This is a genomic window from Streptomyces sp. CY-1 (assembly GCF_047218265.1).
In the GTDB taxonomy this organism is placed as follows: Bacteria; Actinomycetota; Actinomycetes; order Streptomycetales; family Streptomycetaceae; genus Streptomyces; species Streptomyces niphimycinicus.
Window position 1 is genome coordinate 7,618,460 of sequence record NZ_CP178393.1, and the last position, 14,576, is coordinate 7,633,035.

Genomic DNA, 14,576 nt, shown 5'->3' on the forward strand with positions numbered 1-14,576 from the left:
GAGCAGCCGTAAGGGCTCCGCGCGGTCGCCGATCGAGCCGTAAGGCATTCGCCCCACGCGTCACACCAGGCTGTCCCGCCACGCCTGATGCAGCGCCGCGAAGCGGCCCTCGCCCGCGATCAGGCGGTCCGGTGGGCCGTCCTCGACGATCCGGCCGTCGGCCATGACCAGCACCCGGTCGGCCGTCTCGACGGTCGACAGCCGGTGGGCGATGACGACCGCCGTACGGCCGCGCAGCACCGTGTCCATGGCGCGCTGCACCGCCCGCTCGCCCGGGATGTCGAGGGAGGAGGTGGCCTCGTCGAGGATGAGGACCGACGGGTCGGCGAGCAGCGCGCGGGCGAACGCGACCAGTTGGCGCTGACCCGCGGAGATCCGGCCGCCCCGCTTGCGCACATCCGTGTCGTAGCCGTCGGGCAGGGCGGCGATGAAGTCATGCGCGCCGATCGCCTTCGCCGCCTGCTCGATCTCGGCGCGGGTGGCGTCGGGTCGGCCGATGGCGATGTTCTCGGCGATCGTGCCGGAGAACAGGAACGCCTCCTGCGTCACCATGACCACACCGCGCCGTAGTTCGGGCATGGCCAGATCGCGCAGGTCCACCCCGTCGAGCAGCACCCGGCCGTCGCTGGGGTCGTAGAAGCGGGCCAGCAGCTTGGCGAGGGTGGACTTGCCCGCGCCGGTCGCCCCGACCACCGCGAGCGTCTGCCCGGCGGGCAGTGTGAGGTCGAAGCGGGGCAGCACCTCGCCGCCGGTGCGATAGGCGAAGCGCACCCCGTCGAAGACCACCTCCCGGCCCGGGGCCTTCGTCGGGCGCGGCGGCAGCGGCTTGGGGTCGGCGGGCTCGGGGACGGAGGGGCGCTGGGCCAGCAGGCCCGCGATCTTCTCCAGTGAGGCGGCCGCCGACTGGTAGGAGTTGAGGAACATCCCCAGCCGGTCGATCGGGTCGTACAGCCTGCGCAGATACAGCGCGGCCGCGGCGAGCACCCCGAGCGCGAGCGAACCGGAGGCCACCCGGTAGGCGCCCCAGAGGACGATGGCGGCCACCACCGCGTTGGCGACCAGCCGGGAGCTGACCACATAGCGGGCCATCTCCAGGATCGCGTCCCCGTTGGCGCGCTCATGGCGGTGGTTCAGCTCGCGGAAGCGCGCGTCGTTGGCGCGCTCGCGGCGGAACGCCTGCACGGGGCGGATGCCGTTCATGGTCTCGGTGAACGTCACGATCACCGCCGCGATCGCGGTCGACCGCTTGCGGTACACCCGCATGGAGCGCCGCTGGAAGGAGCGGATCAGCAGATACAGCGGCCAGAAGGAGAGCACGGCCGCCCCGCCCAGCCCCCAGTCGAGATACAGCAGCGTGATGGAGATGTAGACGACCGACAGCGCGACCCCGAGCAGCTCCTCCAGGCCCTCGCTGAGCAGCTCGCGCAGCGACTCGACATCGGTCGTGGCCCGGGAGATCAGCCGGCCGGAGGTGTAGCGCTCGTGGAAGTCCACGCTCAGCGCCTGGGCATGGCGGAAGATCCGGCCGCGCAGATCCAGCAGCACGTCCTGGCCGATCCGGGCGGAGAAGCGGATGAACAGGTACTGAAGCGCCCCGGAGGCGAGCGCACAGCCCAGATAGACCGCGCCGACGGCGATCAGCGGGCCGTGGGCGCCGTCGCGGAGGGCGGGCACGGCATGGTCGATGGCGTACGCGACGAGCAGCGGACCCGCCTGCACGGCGGCCTGCTGGAGCAGCAGCAGGACGGCCGCCAGCCAGACCCGCCGCCGGCGCGGTGAGAGCAGCGAACGCAGCAGGGCCGGCGACGCGCCCTTGGGCACCGGCAGGACATCGCGGTCGAACGGGTCGGACGACAGCGCCCGGCCCTCCTCCCCGTCCTCGCCCCAGCCCTCGTCGTCGGTGCTCTCCCGTTCCTCCTCGACCGTCGTCATGGGCCGCTCTCCCCCTCCTCGCGTTCCTGCCCGGACATCAGCGACCGGTACTCCGCGCTCTCCCGCAGCAGCCGCTGATGGGTGCCGACGGCGGTGATCCGGCCCTCCGACAGCAGCGCGACCCGGTCGGCGAGCAGCACGGTGGACGGCCGGTGCGCGACGACCAGCGCGGTCGTGGCCGCCAGCACCTGCCGCAGCGCCGCCTCCACCAGCGCCTCGGTGTGCACATCGAGGGCGGACAGCGGATCGTCGAGCACCAGGAACCGCGGGCTGCCCACGACGGCCCGCGCCAGCGCGAGCCGCTGCCGCTGACCGCCGGACAGGCTGAGCCCCTGCTCGCCGACCTCGGTGTCGGTGCCCTCCGGCAGGGCGTGTACGAAATCGGCCTGCGCCACCTTCAGGGCCCGCAGCAGCTCCTCCCGGCCCGCGTCGGTGGCGCCCATGAGGACGTTCTCACCGGCGGTGGCGGAGAACAGCGTGGGCTCCTCGAACGCGACGGCCACCAGGGCGCGCAGCTCCTCCCGGGGGAGGGCGGTGATGTCCCGGCCGTCCAGGGTGATCCGCCCGCGGGTGATCTCCTGGAGCCGGGGGACGAGCGCGGTGAGGGTGGTCTTCCCGGAACCGGTCGCCCCGACCAGCGCCATGGTCTCGCCGGGCCGGATATGGAGATCGACCCCGCGCAGCACGGGCGGCTCCTCCGGGGGCGCGTCCGCGTAGGCGAACTCCACCCCTTCGAACCGGAGCCCGCCCTCGCGGTCCTGGCTGCGCGTCCCGCTCCGGCCCGCCTCGCCGCGCCCCAGCGACTCCGCCGGCCGGTGCCGGTCGGCCGCCGCGGCGGGCTCCGCGTCCATGACGTCGAAATAGCGGTCGGTGGCCGTCGCCGCGTCCTGGCTCATCGCGAGGAGGAAGCCCAGGGACTCCACGGGCCAGCGCAGCGTCAGGGCGGTGGAGAGGAAGGCGACCAGCGTGCCCGCCGACAGATCCCCGTCGGCGACCCGCATCGTGCCGAGCACCAGCGCCGCGCCGATCGCCAGCTCCGGCAGCGTCATGATCAGCGCCCAGAGCGTGGCCAGCAGCCGCGCCTTGTGCAGCTCGGTGGAGCGGACCTGCTGGGACAGGGCGCGGAAGGCGCGGGCCTGGCTGCGGTGGCGGCCGAAGCCCTTGACGATCCGGACGCCCAGCACGCCCTCCTCGACGACCGTCGTCAGATCGCCGGTCTGGTCCTGCACGGTGCGGGCCACCGTCGCGTACCGCGTCTCGAACAGCGAGCAGAGGATCACCAGCGGCACTGCCGGGACCACCAGGACCAGGCCCAGCGTCCACTCCTGCGACAGCAAAATGGCGAATCCGGCCAGGATGGTGACCCCGTTGACCACCAGGAAGGTGAGCGGGAAGGCCAGGAACATCCGCAGCAGCATCAGATCGGTCGTGGCCCGCGACAGCAGTTGGCCCGACGCCCAGCGGTCGTGGAAGGAGACCGGCAGCCGCTGGAGATGGCGGTAGAGATCGGCGCGCATCGCGGCCTCGACGGAGGCCAGGGGCCGCCCCACCAGCCAGCGCCGCAGCCCGAAGAGCCCGGCCTCAGCCGTGCCGAGGGCGAGCAGCAGCGCACCGCCCAGCCAGACCCCGCCCGGGTCCCGGTGGGCCACCGGACCGTCCACCATCCACTTGAGGACCAGCGGGATGACCAGCCCCAGACAGGAGGCGACGACCGCCACCCCGGCCGCGCCGAACAGCCGCACCCGCACCGGGCGCACATACGGCCACAGCCGCAGGAGCGAACGCGTGGCGGAGCGGTGCCGCGGGGCGGCACCGCCTTCCTGGGCGCGGGGTTCACTCGTCACAGCCATCAGTGGGGAGACTACGGTCCGCCACTGACAGCGCTCACTCGGTTTTTTGGCGTAGGTCCATGGCGTCGAGGGCGCGCAGCAGCAGGACCGAGCGCGCTGGAAGCTCGATGGGGGCGCCCGCCGCGAGCCGTGTGCCCGGGGGCGCCTCCTGGTCCTCACGGGCCGTGTCCAGGAGGAGCTCGTACCCCCGGGCCCAGGGCGGTCCGGGCAGGGTGAAGGAGATCGGCCGCGGGCCCGCGTGCAGCAGCGCCAGGAAGCTGTCGTCCGTGACCGGGGCGCCGTGCGGATCGCGCTGGGGCAGATCGCGGCCCGACAGATAGGCCCCGAGCGCGGTCGTCGGCGCGTACCAGTCGGATTCGGTCATCTCGGTGCCGTGCGGGGTGAACCACGCCAGATCGCGCAGCCCCTCCGGGGGCCGGGCCAGGCCGGAGAAGAAGGCCGGGCGGCGCAGCACCGGATGGGCCCGGCGCAGCCGTATCAGCCGGGCGGTGAGCTCGGTGAGGGCGCGCCAGCCGGGGTCCTCCAGCAGCGACCAGTCGAGCCAGCCGGTCTCGTTGTCCTGGCAGTACGCGTTGTTGTTGCCGCCCTGGGTGCGGCCCAGCTCATCGCCCGCGACCAGCATCGGCACCCCGGTGGACAGCAGCAGGGTGGCCAGCAGATTGCGCAACTGGCGGCGGCGCAGCGCGCGGATCTCCGGATCGTCGGTCTCGCCCTCGGCACCGCAGTTCCAGGCACGGTTGTCGGGAGTGCCGTCGCGATTGCCCTCCCCGTTGGCCTCGTTGTGCTTGCGCTCGTAGGAGACCAGGTCGCGCAGGGTGAAACCGTCGTGCGCGGTGATGAAGTTGACCGAGGCGTACGGGCGGCGGCCGCTCCACGCGTACAGATCGCTCGAGCCCGAGAGCCGGTAGCCCAGATCGCGGGCGTCGGGCAGCGCCCCGCGCCAGAAGTCCCGCACCGCGTCGCGGTAGCGGTCGTTCCACTCCGCCCACAGCGGCGGGAAGGCGCCCACCTGATAGCCGCCGGAGCCCACGTCCCACGGCTCGGCTATCAGCTTGACCCGGCGCAGTACGGGATCCTGCGCGATCACGGCGAGGAAGGGCGAGAGCATGTCCACGCCGTGCGCGGCGCGGGCGAGCGCGCTGGCCAGGTCGAAGCGGAAGCCGTCCACCCCCATCTCGGTGACCCAGTAGCGCAGCGAGTCGGTGACCAGCCGCAGCACCTGCGGCTGGAGGACGTGCAGGGTGTTGCCGCAGCCGGTGAAGTCGGCGTAGCGGCGGGGGTCCTGCTGGAGGCGGTAGTAGCCGCGGTTGTCGATACCGCGCAGCGAGAGGGTGGGGCCCAGCTCATCGGCCTCGGCGGTGTGGTTGTAGACGACGTCGAGGATCACCTCGATCCCGGCGGCGTGCAGGGCGCGCACCATCCGCCGGAACTCCCCGACCTGCTGGCCCCGGGTGCTGCCACCGGCGGCGTATCCGGCGTGCGGCGCGAAGTAGCCGATGGAGTTGTAGCCCCAGTAGTTGCGTAAGCCCCGCCGCAGCAGATGGTCCTCATGGGCGAACTGATGCACCGGCAGCAGCTCGACCGCCGTGACCCCCAGCCGGGTCAGATGCTCGATCGCCGCCGGATGCGCCAGCCCCGCGTAGGTGCCGCGCAGTTCGGGCGGCACCCCGGGGTGGCGCATGGTGAAGCCGCGCACATGGAGTTCGTAGATCACCGACTCGTCCCAGGGCGTCTTGGGCCGCCGGTCCGCCGTCCACTCGTCGGGCGCTCCGTCCGCCGTGTCGTCGCCGACGACCACGCCCTTGGGGACATACGGGGCGGAGTCGCGGTCGTCCCGTACGGTGTCCGCCACATGCTGCTGCGGCCAGTCCCGCATATGTCCGTAGACCTCGGCGGGCAGCGCGAACTCCCCGTCCACGGCGCGGGCATACGGATCCAGCAGCAGCTTCGCCGGATTCCAGCGGGCGCCGGTCCACGGGTCCCAGCGGCCGTGCACGCGGTAGCCGTACCGCCGCCCGGGCAGCACACCGGGCACGAAGCCGTGCCAGACCTCATGGGTGAGCTCGGTGAGCGGGCAGCGCAGCTCGTGGCCGTCGTCGTCGAACAGACACAGCTCGACGGCCTCCGCACCGCCCGCCCACAGCGCGAAGTTGGTCCCCCACGCCCCGTCCGGCCCCCGGCAGGGGCGGGCGCCGAGCGGCTCCGGGCTGCCCGGCCGGACGGCGGGGCCCGCCGCCGGGGCGGTGGTCCGGTCGGGCCGCGGGGCGAGCGCCATGGGGCGGTGGCCGATGAGACGGCCCACCGCCGCCGCCGAGGGGCGTCCGGGGACGTCGTCGCGTGTCTCCTGCCCGGCTGCACTGGACACATCGGCCTCCGCGGCTCGCGGCCAACCGCCTCCGCCCGGACGAGGGAAGGCGGGCAGCACCTCATGGCGGGCCGGCGGGCCCCGCGGTGTCCCGTACCGCACGGACCCTGGCCCACGCTCTCCCACCTGTTCTGCCCGCAATCCCGCCGACTCGCACGTTTCCCCGTGCCCCACCGCCGCCCGGCATGGGCCGAAAGTCCCGTGACCCGCTCCCGCCTGCGACTGAACCGTGACCATCGAGGGGAAGTCCACTGTCGGTGGCGTGTGATTACCTATCGCCAGGCGCGCCCTGCGCGTGATCGGGTTTGCCGCGGGGGCGCGGCTCCGGGGGAGGGAGAGCTGTTGTGACGGTGCGGTGGATACCTAGGGCGGCGCACGGCGGCCGCAAGGGGCTTCTCGCGCTGCTGCTCGGGGCGTTGCTCATGGCGGTGGCCGCGTGCGGCGGGGGCGGTGGCTCCGACGGCGGGAAGGGCAAGGACGGCAAGGGCGACGGCCGGCCCAAGACCTCCCGGGCCGTGGTGACGATCGCGCCCAAGGACGGCGCGAAGGGCGTGGACACCAGCGGTGCGCTGAAGGTCACCTCGGCGAAGGGCACCCTGTCCTCGGTCAAGGTCAAGGACGCCAAGGGCGCCGCGGTCGAGGGGAAGGTCGGCGAGGACGGAAAGAGCTGGCTGCCCGCCGCCCATCTCCGCTCGGACACCACCTACACCGTGGACGCGGTCGCCAAGGACACCGACGGCCTGACCACGACCAGGCACGCGACCTTCACCACTCTGCGTCCCAAGAAGACCTTCGTGGGCATCTACACCCCGGAAGACGGCTCGACGGTCGGCGTCGGCATGCCCGTCTCGCTCCACTTCAACCGCGGTATCACCCACCCGGCAGCCGTGGAGAAGGGGATAAAGGTCAGCGCCTCGCCGTCGGTGCCGCTCGCGAGCCACTGGTTCGGCAACGACCGGCTGGACTTCCGGCCGGAGAAGTACTGGAAGCCCGGCACCAAGGTGACGCTCAGTCTGGATCTGGACGGGATCGAGGGCAGGCCGGGGGTGTACGGCGAGCAGCGCAAGTCCGTGACGTTCACCATCGGCCGCAGCCAGATCTCGGTCGTCGACGCCAAGTCCAAGAAGATGACGGTCAAGCGGGACGGCAAGACGATCAGGACCGTCCCCATCACCTCGGGCGCGCCCGGCCATGAGACCTACAACGGCAAAATGGTGATCAGCGAGAAGCATCCGGTGACGCGGATGGACGGCGCCACGGTCGGTTTCGACGGGGAGTACGACATCAAGGACGTGCCGCATGCGATGCGCCTGTCGACCTCCGGCACCTTCATCCACGGCAACTACTGGGCGGGCCGGGCCACGTTCGGCTCGTCCAATGTCAGCCATGGCTGTGTGGGCCTGTTCGACCAGCGCGGCGGCGGGGACTCCGCCACCCCGGCGTCCTGGTTCTTCCGCACATCGATCATCGGCGATGTGGTCATTGTGAAGAACTCGCATGACGAGACCGTCCAGCCGGACAACGGGCTCAACGGCTGGAACATGTCCTGGGAGAAGTGGAAGGCATGACCCCGCGCCGGAGCCGGGGCGCGCTGGTGCCCCGCCTCCGGCCCCGGCAGCCCCGGCGCCCCCGCGCCCCCGCGTCTTCGCGCCTTCGCGTCCGCGCGTATCAGCGTCTTCGCGTCCCCGCGTTATGGCACCGCCCCCGGCCCACCGCTCCCGTGTTAGCGGGCGCTAACCTGCGCTCATGACTGTGAACCTCGAGGTTGCCGCCGGCGTTGCCACCTTCCGCCTTGACCGCCCCCCGATGAACGCGCTCGACACCGCCACCCAGGACCGGCTGCGGGAACTCGCCGACGAGGTGACCCGCCGCGACGATGTGCGCGCCGTGGTCATCTGGGGCGGCGAGAAGGTGTTCGCGGCGGGCGCGGACATCAAGGAGATGCGGGAGATGGACCACGCCGCGATGGTGGCCCGCTCCGGTGATCTACAGGATTCCTTCACCGCCGTGGCCCGGATCCCCAAGCCCGTGGTCGCCGCCGTCACCGGCTACGCCCTCGGCGGCGGCTGCGAGCTGGCGCTGTGCGCGGACTTCCGGATCGCCGCGGAGAACGCCAAGCTGGGCCAGCCCGAGATCCTGCTCGGCCTGATCCCGGGCGCGGGCGGCACCCAGCGGCTGGCCCGGCTGGTCGGCCCGGCCAAGGCCAAGGACCTCATCTTCACGGGCCGTCAGGTCAAGGCCGACGAGGCGCTCACCATCGGCCTGGTGGACCGGGTCGTACCGGCCGAGGAGGTCTACGAGCAGGCCCACGCCTGGGCGGCGCGGCTGGCCCGGGGCCCGGCGATCGCGCTGCGCGCGGCCAAGGAGTCGGTGGACCGGGGGCTGGAGACGGACCTCGACAGCGGCCTCGCCATCGAACGGACCTGGTTCGCCGGGCTGTTCGCCACCGAGGACCGGGAGATCGGGATGCGCAGCTTTGTCGAGGACGGGCCGGGTAAGGCCACGTTCCGCTGATACCCGACCGGTTCCGATCGTATCGGCCCGGGTCACGGAGCCGCGTATGCCCCGTGCGAGCGAATTTTCTTCGCCAACGGTCGGCACGTGGATGACCCGGTCCGGTACGCTGGGTGATCACGCGTATGCGCGGTGACATCGCTGGTCAGCCGGGGTGTTGTGGTGCCTCAACTGCCTTTGGCATATGTCGGATCGGGTTTGTGGAGCCTGGGGCTCCGGTGTTCGGGATCGCATGGTTCCGCCCCGGATGGCCTTTTGGGCGGCCATGATGGGGGGCATGGCGGGCTTGGAGGGAATGGAGCAGCCGCAGCAGCGCACTGGTACGGCTGCGGTGCGGGGGGCGCCGACCGTCGAGGACGACCGGGCCCGCAGGGCGCTTGACCTCTTCGGTAACCCCGCGGCCGAGGAGGTGCGGCTGCCCTCCCGTCCCGAGTCCGCGAGGACCGCCCGCCGGCTGGCCGAATTCGTCGTGGTGCGCGACTGGGGGCTCGGCCTTCAGCTCGCCGAGCACACCGTGCTGCTCGTCTCCGAGCTGGTGGGCAACGCCGTACGGCACACCGGCGCCCGCACCTTCGGGCTGCGGATGCTGCGGCGGCGTGGCTGGATCCGGGTCGAGGTCCGTGACCCCTCCCGGGGGCTGCCGTGTCTGCTGCCGGTGGGCGAACTCGACACCAGCGGGCGCGGGCTGACGCTGGTCGACCAGCTCTCCCAGCGGTGGGGGGTCGATCTGCTGCCATGCGGCAAGACGACCTGGTTCGAGATGCGCGTGGCCGAGAACTGACCGCGTTGGGCGCCGCTGGGACTTCGGCGCGGAGTGTGGACGCGGGGCACGAAAGCGGAGTGTGGGCGCGGAGTGTGAAAAGGGTCCCCGTGTCGTCGTGCTCCGACGACACGGGGACCTCTTTTGTCCCCGGCCATGGCACGAAAGGGGTGTTCGTCATGGCATTCGGGGGAAGCGACCTCGCTCGGGTCAATGGGGTCGCGGCCCCGACTATCGCAGAGACGGTAGATCACTTCCAAGCCAATCCAAGGTGAGCTGTAACACTTACCTTGCTAATGGCGGGTAGAGGCGTAATTTTCCTTTGTTGTCGACCTCTTTCTGATGAATCTCCAGTGGTCCAGACCGTGACACGAAATCTTTCTTTGCCCGTCGGTTCTTGGCATGGCCCTGCCCAGCACTCACCATGGAACAGCGCTACGCGCGTCACACCCCCCACGTATCACCCCCCTTTGTCCCGGCTACGCCACTCGGGAGATCCCCCATGGAAGCGCACGGCCGCACCTCCACCCGGCGCGCCCTGCTCCGCTCGGGCGCCTATCTCGCCACCGCCGCCACCGGACTCACCGCCGCCGCGGCTGCCACCACCACCGCCCACGCCGACGACAGACGCCGCCGCGCCGCGGCCGCCTATCCCCCCACCCACTGGATCCCGGCCTCCACCTCCAACTACCGCGTCTCCAGCCGTCCGACCTCGTATCCGATCGACTTCGTCGTCATCCATGTGACGCAGGAGACCTTCCCGGACGCGATGAAGATCTTCCAGGACCCGGCCAAACAGGTCTCCGCGCACTACATGGTCGCCTCGGCCGACGGCTATATCGGGCAGTTCGTCCGGGAGAAGGACGTCGCCTGGCACGCCGGCAACAAGGACTACAACAACCGCAGCATCGGCATCGAGCACGAGGGCTGGGTGGACGACCCCAAGTGGTTCACGGACGAGATGTACGCCTCGTCCGCCGCCCTGACCGCCGCCGTCTGCGACCGCTTCGGCATCCCCAAGACCCGCGACCACATCATCGGCCATGTGGAGGTCCCCGGAACCGATCACACCGACCCCGGCCCGCTGTGGGACTGGGACCGCTACATGTCCCTGGTCAACAAAGCCTACGCGCCGGGAACGCGGCGAACCTGGCGAAGGTAGCGAACCTGGCGGACGTAAGCGAAACGCGTCGAACGCCGTGTGCGCCGCTTATGTCGTGTACATCGCGACGCGGCCGATGGGCCTCCCGCCGCCGACCGCTAATCTGTGCGGGTCAAGCACACGCACGGAAGGGGCGGAACAGGTGGCGGATATCGAGGCGGCGCGCAAGGCGTTCGAGCGGTATGACCTCAACGGTGACGGCCAGATCACCGCGGCCGAGTACAAGAGCGTGATGGCGCAACTGGGGGACCCGTATGTCACGGAGCCCGTCGCCCAGGCCGTCATCAACGCCCACGACGCCAACGGTGACGGGCTGCTCACCTTCGACGAGTTCTGGGCGGCCCAGAACAAGGACGACAGCAAGGCCGGCTGAACGGGCCGCCACACGGCGGCTCCTAGCCGCACGGCGGCAACGAGCCGCATGGCAGCAACAGGCCGCATGGCGGCACGGTCGGCGCGTCAGCGCCAGCCGCGCCGCTGTGCGCTCGCCCGCCGTCTGCGGTCGTTGCACAGCAGGCAGCGGCCGTAGCCGGGCGGCAGCGGGTCCTCCGGATCCCCGTAGAGCGGATCGACGGCCCCGCGCGGATGCTCGGGGCAGCCCGTGGCGCCGCGCTCGGCGGTCAGCGACCCCGCGGCGGCGAGCGCCCGACGCAGGGCGTCGGTGAGCAGCTCGGTCTCCGGCCCGGAGGGCGCGGCATCCAGCGAGAAGGCGATGTCCGACGCGGTGGTGAGCGCGCTGCGGAGTTCGCGCAGGTCTGCGTAACTCATACCGGGCAGCGTAGGCGCACCCACCGACAACGCCCCGGGGCCCCGGTCAGGCCCCGCCCTCCCGCACCTCCTCGCCACCCCCGTCCGCGCCCGCGTCGTCCGCACCCTCCGCGAGGTGGACGTCCTCGGCGTCCGCCGCCTCCTCCGAGGTGAGCGCCGCCCGGCTGGGATCGGCCCACGCCTGGAGCGCGGCCTTGCTGGAGAAGTTCGCCACGTCCTTGTCCAGCGGGCGGTCGGTGTACTGGTGGATCCGCCACTTCGCCTTGATGCGCGGCTTGCCCGCTGTCACATAGTCCGCTATCCACAGGCCGTCCCCGGCGTAGGACGTGGTGTCGTAGTTGAGCCAGAAGCTCCGGTTGCAGTAGAGCATCACGCGGTGCGTGGGACGCAGCTTCTTGACCTCGCGGATGAACCGGTCCTTCTCGGCGTTGCTCGCGCGGGTGCCGGAACCGGTGGTCTCCCAGTCCACGGCGAGCAGATCGTGCTTCTGGGACGCGCACTTCTCGACGAAGTACTGCGCCTGCGCCGTGATGTTGCCCGGCCACAGGAAGTGGTAGAAGCCGACGACGCATCCCGCCTTCCGCGCCCGGGACGCCTGCGAGGACTGCTTCGGGTTGATGTACGACCGGCCTTCGGTGGCCTTGATGAAGACGAAGGCCAGTCCGTCCGCGTCGAACGTGGACTGGTGCGAACTCACGTCGATGCCGTGCAGCATGGTGCCTACCTCGAGTCAAGAACGAGTGAATACACGGGTGTTATTCCCCCTCTCGTACCGAGGACCCTACTGGGACGAGATCGTGGTCCGCAGGCGTTCGGGCCCACGCCGGGGGAGCGGCCCGCCGGAGGAACGGGCACGAACGGTCCGCACGGCCTCGGTCGTCCAACTGCCCGTCGAGGGGCGGGCGACTACGACTCGGCGGCGTTCAGGGGCGTTCCCGTCCCCGAGACAGACGGATCGTCCGTGCGTACCAGGCCGACGAGGCCACCGCCGGTCCCGCCGCGAGACCGGCCACGGCGATGAGAAAGACGACGATCAGCCAGGTCAGAAGCGTGAAAACGGGGCCGAGCGGGCCGAAGTCCGCCAGACTGCGGGCCATGGCCACGGGCATGAGCAGCCGGGAGAGGTAACCCAGCAGGACGGTCCCCACACCGGCGAGCACGGCGCCCGGCAGCAGATATGTCCAGGTGACGCGGCCGCTCAGCAGGAGATGCTGGGTCCACCACCACAGCAGGACGGCCGACAGCAGGGACAGCACCAGTCCGGAGACGATGCCCGTGCCGAACCCCCTGCGCACCGGCGCCTGGACGAGGAGTACCGCGAGCCAGACGAGCAGCCACAGCAGCCAGCGCCACGCCGTCACGCGCACCGCCGCCCTGGGCAGTCCCCAGCACCGTTCGCAGATCGCCTGGAGCGCTCTGCTGAACGCCGTCGCGGACACCAGGGCGACCAGCAGCCCGACGGCCCCCGAGGTGTTCTTGGCCGTGCCCCGGGGGACGAACGTACGGCGTACCTCGTCGAGGACGTCACCGCGCACTCCCACCACCGAGCGCAGGGAGTCGGCCAGGAGGCTCTGTAGCGTGTCGGGGACGAAGGCCGCCACGGCCATCAGCAGGGGGAGGGCGGTGAGGAACGCCTGGGCCGCCAGGCGGGTCGCGGCTTCCACGACGTTCACCGCCACCAGGCGCTCGAGGAAGCGGGCGGCCGGGCCGCCGCCGATCGCGGTCGTGACGCGCTCCCACAGCGTCCGCGGTGCCCGCATGGCATACCACCCGGCACCCGGCCGTCAGGGACTTCCGTGACGGTCACCCGCCGCGGGACCGTCGGCCGCGGGGCCGTTCGCCGTGGGGCCGGACGCCCCGGCGAGGATGCCGAGCAGCGCCAGGACCCCCACGACGATGCCGAGGACGAGCCCCACGGATGCCGGAGTGGGGTGGTTCCACAGCACCAGGGCCAGCGCGCCGCCCGTGATCGCCACGCCGGTGGTCCAGGCCCGGTGGGTGTCCAGCCAGCGGCCGAAACCCCCGGTGCGGGCTCCGACGCGGGCCAGACCCCGGCCGATGGCGCCGGTGCCGCGCGCCGCCGCCGAGCGGACGGCGCGGGCCCCGCGCCCGGGGCCGTACAGATAGGCGGCGAGCGCGGTGACGACCGCGACGACGAGAAGCGTGCGGGTGCTTTCGCGCAGGAAGCGTACGAGGGTGTCGAAGATGAAGGCCGCCGGGCCCCGGGGCAGGGCCGTGGGCGGGACGGAGTCCAGGTAGACGCCGCGCACCACGGCCAGGCCGACCAGTAGCGCGACCATCATCACCACTGTGCCGACCCCGGCGGCCAGCAGCGTGAGGCGATGCGCGGGGGAGAGCCACACGGCGAGCGCGGCGAGCACGATGGTCACGGCGGGCAGCCAGGTGCCGACGATGTCGAGGAGGCGCATCGCCCCTTGCGCCTCGTCCAGCTTGTCCGTCCGCACCAGCGTGAACTGCCGGTCGATGTAAGGGATCTTGGCGGCCTTCTCGTAGCCCGCCCGGACGAGGCGCTGTTTGACGTTGTCGACAAGGGTGCCGATGTCCAGGACGATCGCGTTCCCGCGGGCCTGGACCGCGCTGGTGCCCTCACCGGTGAGGACCTTGACGACGGCGGCGTGGGCGCGGCGGTTGGCCGCGTCCCACACCAACGGGAACTGCTCGCTGGTGACGGCCTTGTGGATCACGCGGTGCACGGCGTCGGTGAGGGCGCTCTCCAGCGGCCCGCCGAGCATCTTCGTGCCGTTCACGACGACGGCCGGGGCTCTGGTCTGGTCCAGGTTCCTGGCGAGCTGGGCGGTGATGGCGGGCACGTCGACCTGGTCGACCACGCGCCGGGTGAGCCGGTTGGTGACGGTGGACTGGACGCCGGGGTTCCGGGCGATCGGGGCGACGGTCTGGACATACCGGTGCGGGTCGGTGATCTCCTCGTGCAGCCAGGTGGCGACGACGGCGAGTGGCGAGAGCAGGACCGCCAGGACGAGCAGCACACTCGCGCCCGCGTGGCGAAGCCGCCGGTGGCGTACGGCCGCGGCCCCGCGCAGCCGCTCGTACTCCTGTCGTTCGCTCCCGCTCAGCGGCTGGGGCTGGGGCTGGGGCTGGGCGGGGCCGGAGGCGTCGGCGGACGGATCCATGGGTCCTCCCTCGCGCGGGACGGAGGGAAGTGCCACCGGACGGAGACGCCACCGGGAAGTGGCGGCGTCACGG

The 14,576-nt window shown here is 71.6% G+C and carries 12 protein-coding genes; 5 read left to right on the forward strand and 7 right to left on the reverse strand.

All coding sequences use genetic code 11. The features are described from left to right. Positions 1-60: 60 nt before the first annotated feature. The 3 genes from ACK1X7_RS32855 to glgX are packed head-to-tail and all read right to left on the reverse strand — an operon-like array spanning position 61 to position 6,147. Positions 61-1,932, reverse strand: coding sequence for an ABC transporter ATP-binding protein (locus ACK1X7_RS32855; protein WP_385140468.1), 1,872 nt, complete (start codon positions 1,930-1,932; stop codon positions 61-63). Further along, positions 1,929-3,782: an ABC transporter ATP-binding protein gene (locus ACK1X7_RS32860; protein WP_385140465.1), complete on the reverse strand. Its 1,854-nt coding sequence runs from the start codon at positions 3,780-3,782 to the stop codon at positions 1,929-1,931. The genes ACK1X7_RS32855 and ACK1X7_RS32860 overlap by 4 nt, the downstream gene beginning before the upstream one ends. A gap of 34 nt (positions 3,783-3,816) precedes the next feature. Then, positions 3,817-6,147 (reverse strand): glycogen debranching protein GlgX, encoded by a 2,331-nt coding sequence (glgX, locus tag ACK1X7_RS32865; RefSeq protein ID WP_413116037.1) that lies wholly within the window; start codon positions 6,145-6,147, stop codon positions 3,817-3,819. A gap of 344 nt (positions 6,148-6,491) precedes the next feature. On the opposite strand from glgX, the gene ACK1X7_RS32870 reads away from it, so the two are divergent. The 5 genes from ACK1X7_RS32870 (at position 6,492) to ACK1X7_RS32890 (ending at position 10,956) form a co-directional block, all read left to right on the forward strand. Further along, a complete protein-coding gene (locus ACK1X7_RS32870; RefSeq protein ID WP_390791947.1) occupies positions 6,492-7,715 on the forward strand; it encodes a L,D-transpeptidase in 1,224 nt (407 codons plus the stop codon). Between the two features lie 178 nt (positions 7,716-7,893). Next, complete coding sequence (locus ACK1X7_RS32875) at positions 7,894-8,661, forward strand: enoyl-CoA hydratase/isomerase family protein (RefSeq protein ID WP_385140457.1); 768 nt, start codon at positions 7,894-7,896, stop codon at positions 8,659-8,661. Between the two features lie 277 nt (positions 8,662-8,938). Further along, positions 8,939-9,442: an ATP-binding protein gene (locus ACK1X7_RS32880; protein ID WP_413116038.1), complete on the forward strand. Its 504-nt coding sequence runs from the start codon at positions 8,939-8,941 to the stop codon at positions 9,440-9,442. 481 nt (positions 9,443-9,923) lie between these two features. After that, positions 9,924-10,583 (forward strand): N-acetylmuramoyl-L-alanine amidase, encoded by a 660-nt coding sequence (locus tag ACK1X7_RS32885; protein WP_385140451.1) that lies wholly within the window; start codon positions 9,924-9,926, stop codon positions 10,581-10,583. A gap of 142 nt (positions 10,584-10,725) precedes the next feature. Further along, entirely contained in the window at positions 10,726-10,956 is a 231-nt protein-coding gene (locus ACK1X7_RS32890) for an EF-hand domain-containing protein (RefSeq protein WP_413116039.1), read from the forward strand. An 86-nt stretch (positions 10,957-11,042) separates the two neighbouring features. Here ACK1X7_RS32890 and ACK1X7_RS32895 read toward each other — a convergent pair whose 3' ends face one another. The 4 genes from ACK1X7_RS32895 to ACK1X7_RS32910 form a co-directional block, all read right to left on the reverse strand. Next, positions 11,043-11,351: a hypothetical protein gene (locus tag ACK1X7_RS32895; protein WP_078643828.1), complete on the reverse strand. Its 309-nt coding sequence runs from the start codon at positions 11,349-11,351 to the stop codon at positions 11,043-11,045. A gap of 46 nt (positions 11,352-11,397) precedes the next feature. After that, positions 11,398-12,066, reverse strand: coding sequence for a glycoside hydrolase family 25 protein (locus tag ACK1X7_RS32900; RefSeq protein ID WP_385140448.1), 669 nt, complete (start codon positions 12,064-12,066; stop codon positions 11,398-11,400). 208 nt (positions 12,067-12,274) lie between these two features. Beyond that, positions 12,275-13,111 carry a YhjD/YihY/BrkB family envelope integrity protein gene (locus ACK1X7_RS32905; protein WP_390791945.1) on the reverse strand — a complete coding sequence of 279 codons (837 nt, stop codon included), beginning with the start codon at positions 13,109-13,111 and terminating at the stop codon, positions 12,275-12,277. Positions 13,112-13,135: 24 nt separating this feature from the next. Further along, a complete protein-coding gene (locus ACK1X7_RS32910) occupies positions 13,136-14,503 on the reverse strand; it encodes a hypothetical protein (protein WP_390791944.1) in 1,368 nt (455 codons plus the stop codon). Between the last annotated feature and the right edge of the window lie 73 nt (positions 14,504-14,576).

What these genes read in the sequence shown, in the direction of transcription:
- ACK1X7_RS32855 (WP_385140468.1), bottom strand. Translation starts at nt 1,932, where the DNA reads ATGACGACGGTCGAGGAGGAACGGGAGAGCACCGACGACGAGGGCTGG.
- ACK1X7_RS32860 (WP_385140465.1), bottom strand. Translation starts at nt 3,782, where the DNA reads ATGGCTGTGACGAGTGAACCCCGCGCCCAGGAAGGCGGTGCCGCCCCG.
- ACK1X7_RS32875 (WP_385140457.1), top strand. Translation starts at nt 7,894, where the DNA reads ATGACTGTGAACCTCGAGGTTGCCGCCGGCGTTGCCACCTTCCGCCTT.
- ACK1X7_RS32880 (WP_413116038.1), top strand. Translation starts at nt 8,939, where the DNA reads ATGGCGGGCTTGGAGGGAATGGAGCAGCCGCAGCAGCGCACTGGTACG.
- ACK1X7_RS32885 (WP_385140451.1), top strand. Translation starts at nt 9,924, where the DNA reads ATGGAAGCGCACGGCCGCACCTCCACCCGGCGCGCCCTGCTCCGCTCG.
- ACK1X7_RS32895 (WP_078643828.1), bottom strand. Translation starts at nt 11,351, where the DNA reads ATGAGTTACGCAGACCTGCGCGAACTCCGCAGCGCGCTCACCACCGCG.
- ACK1X7_RS32900 (WP_385140448.1), bottom strand. Translation starts at nt 12,066, where the DNA reads ATGCTGCACGGCATCGACGTGAGTTCGCACCAGTCCACGTTCGACGCG.
- ACK1X7_RS32905 (WP_390791945.1), bottom strand. Translation starts at nt 13,111, where the DNA reads ATGCGGGCACCGCGGACGCTGTGGGAGCGCGTCACGACCGCGATCGGC.
- ACK1X7_RS32910 (WP_390791944.1), bottom strand. Translation starts at nt 14,503, where the DNA reads ATGGATCCGTCCGCCGACGCCTCCGGCCCCGCCCAGCCCCAGCCCCAG.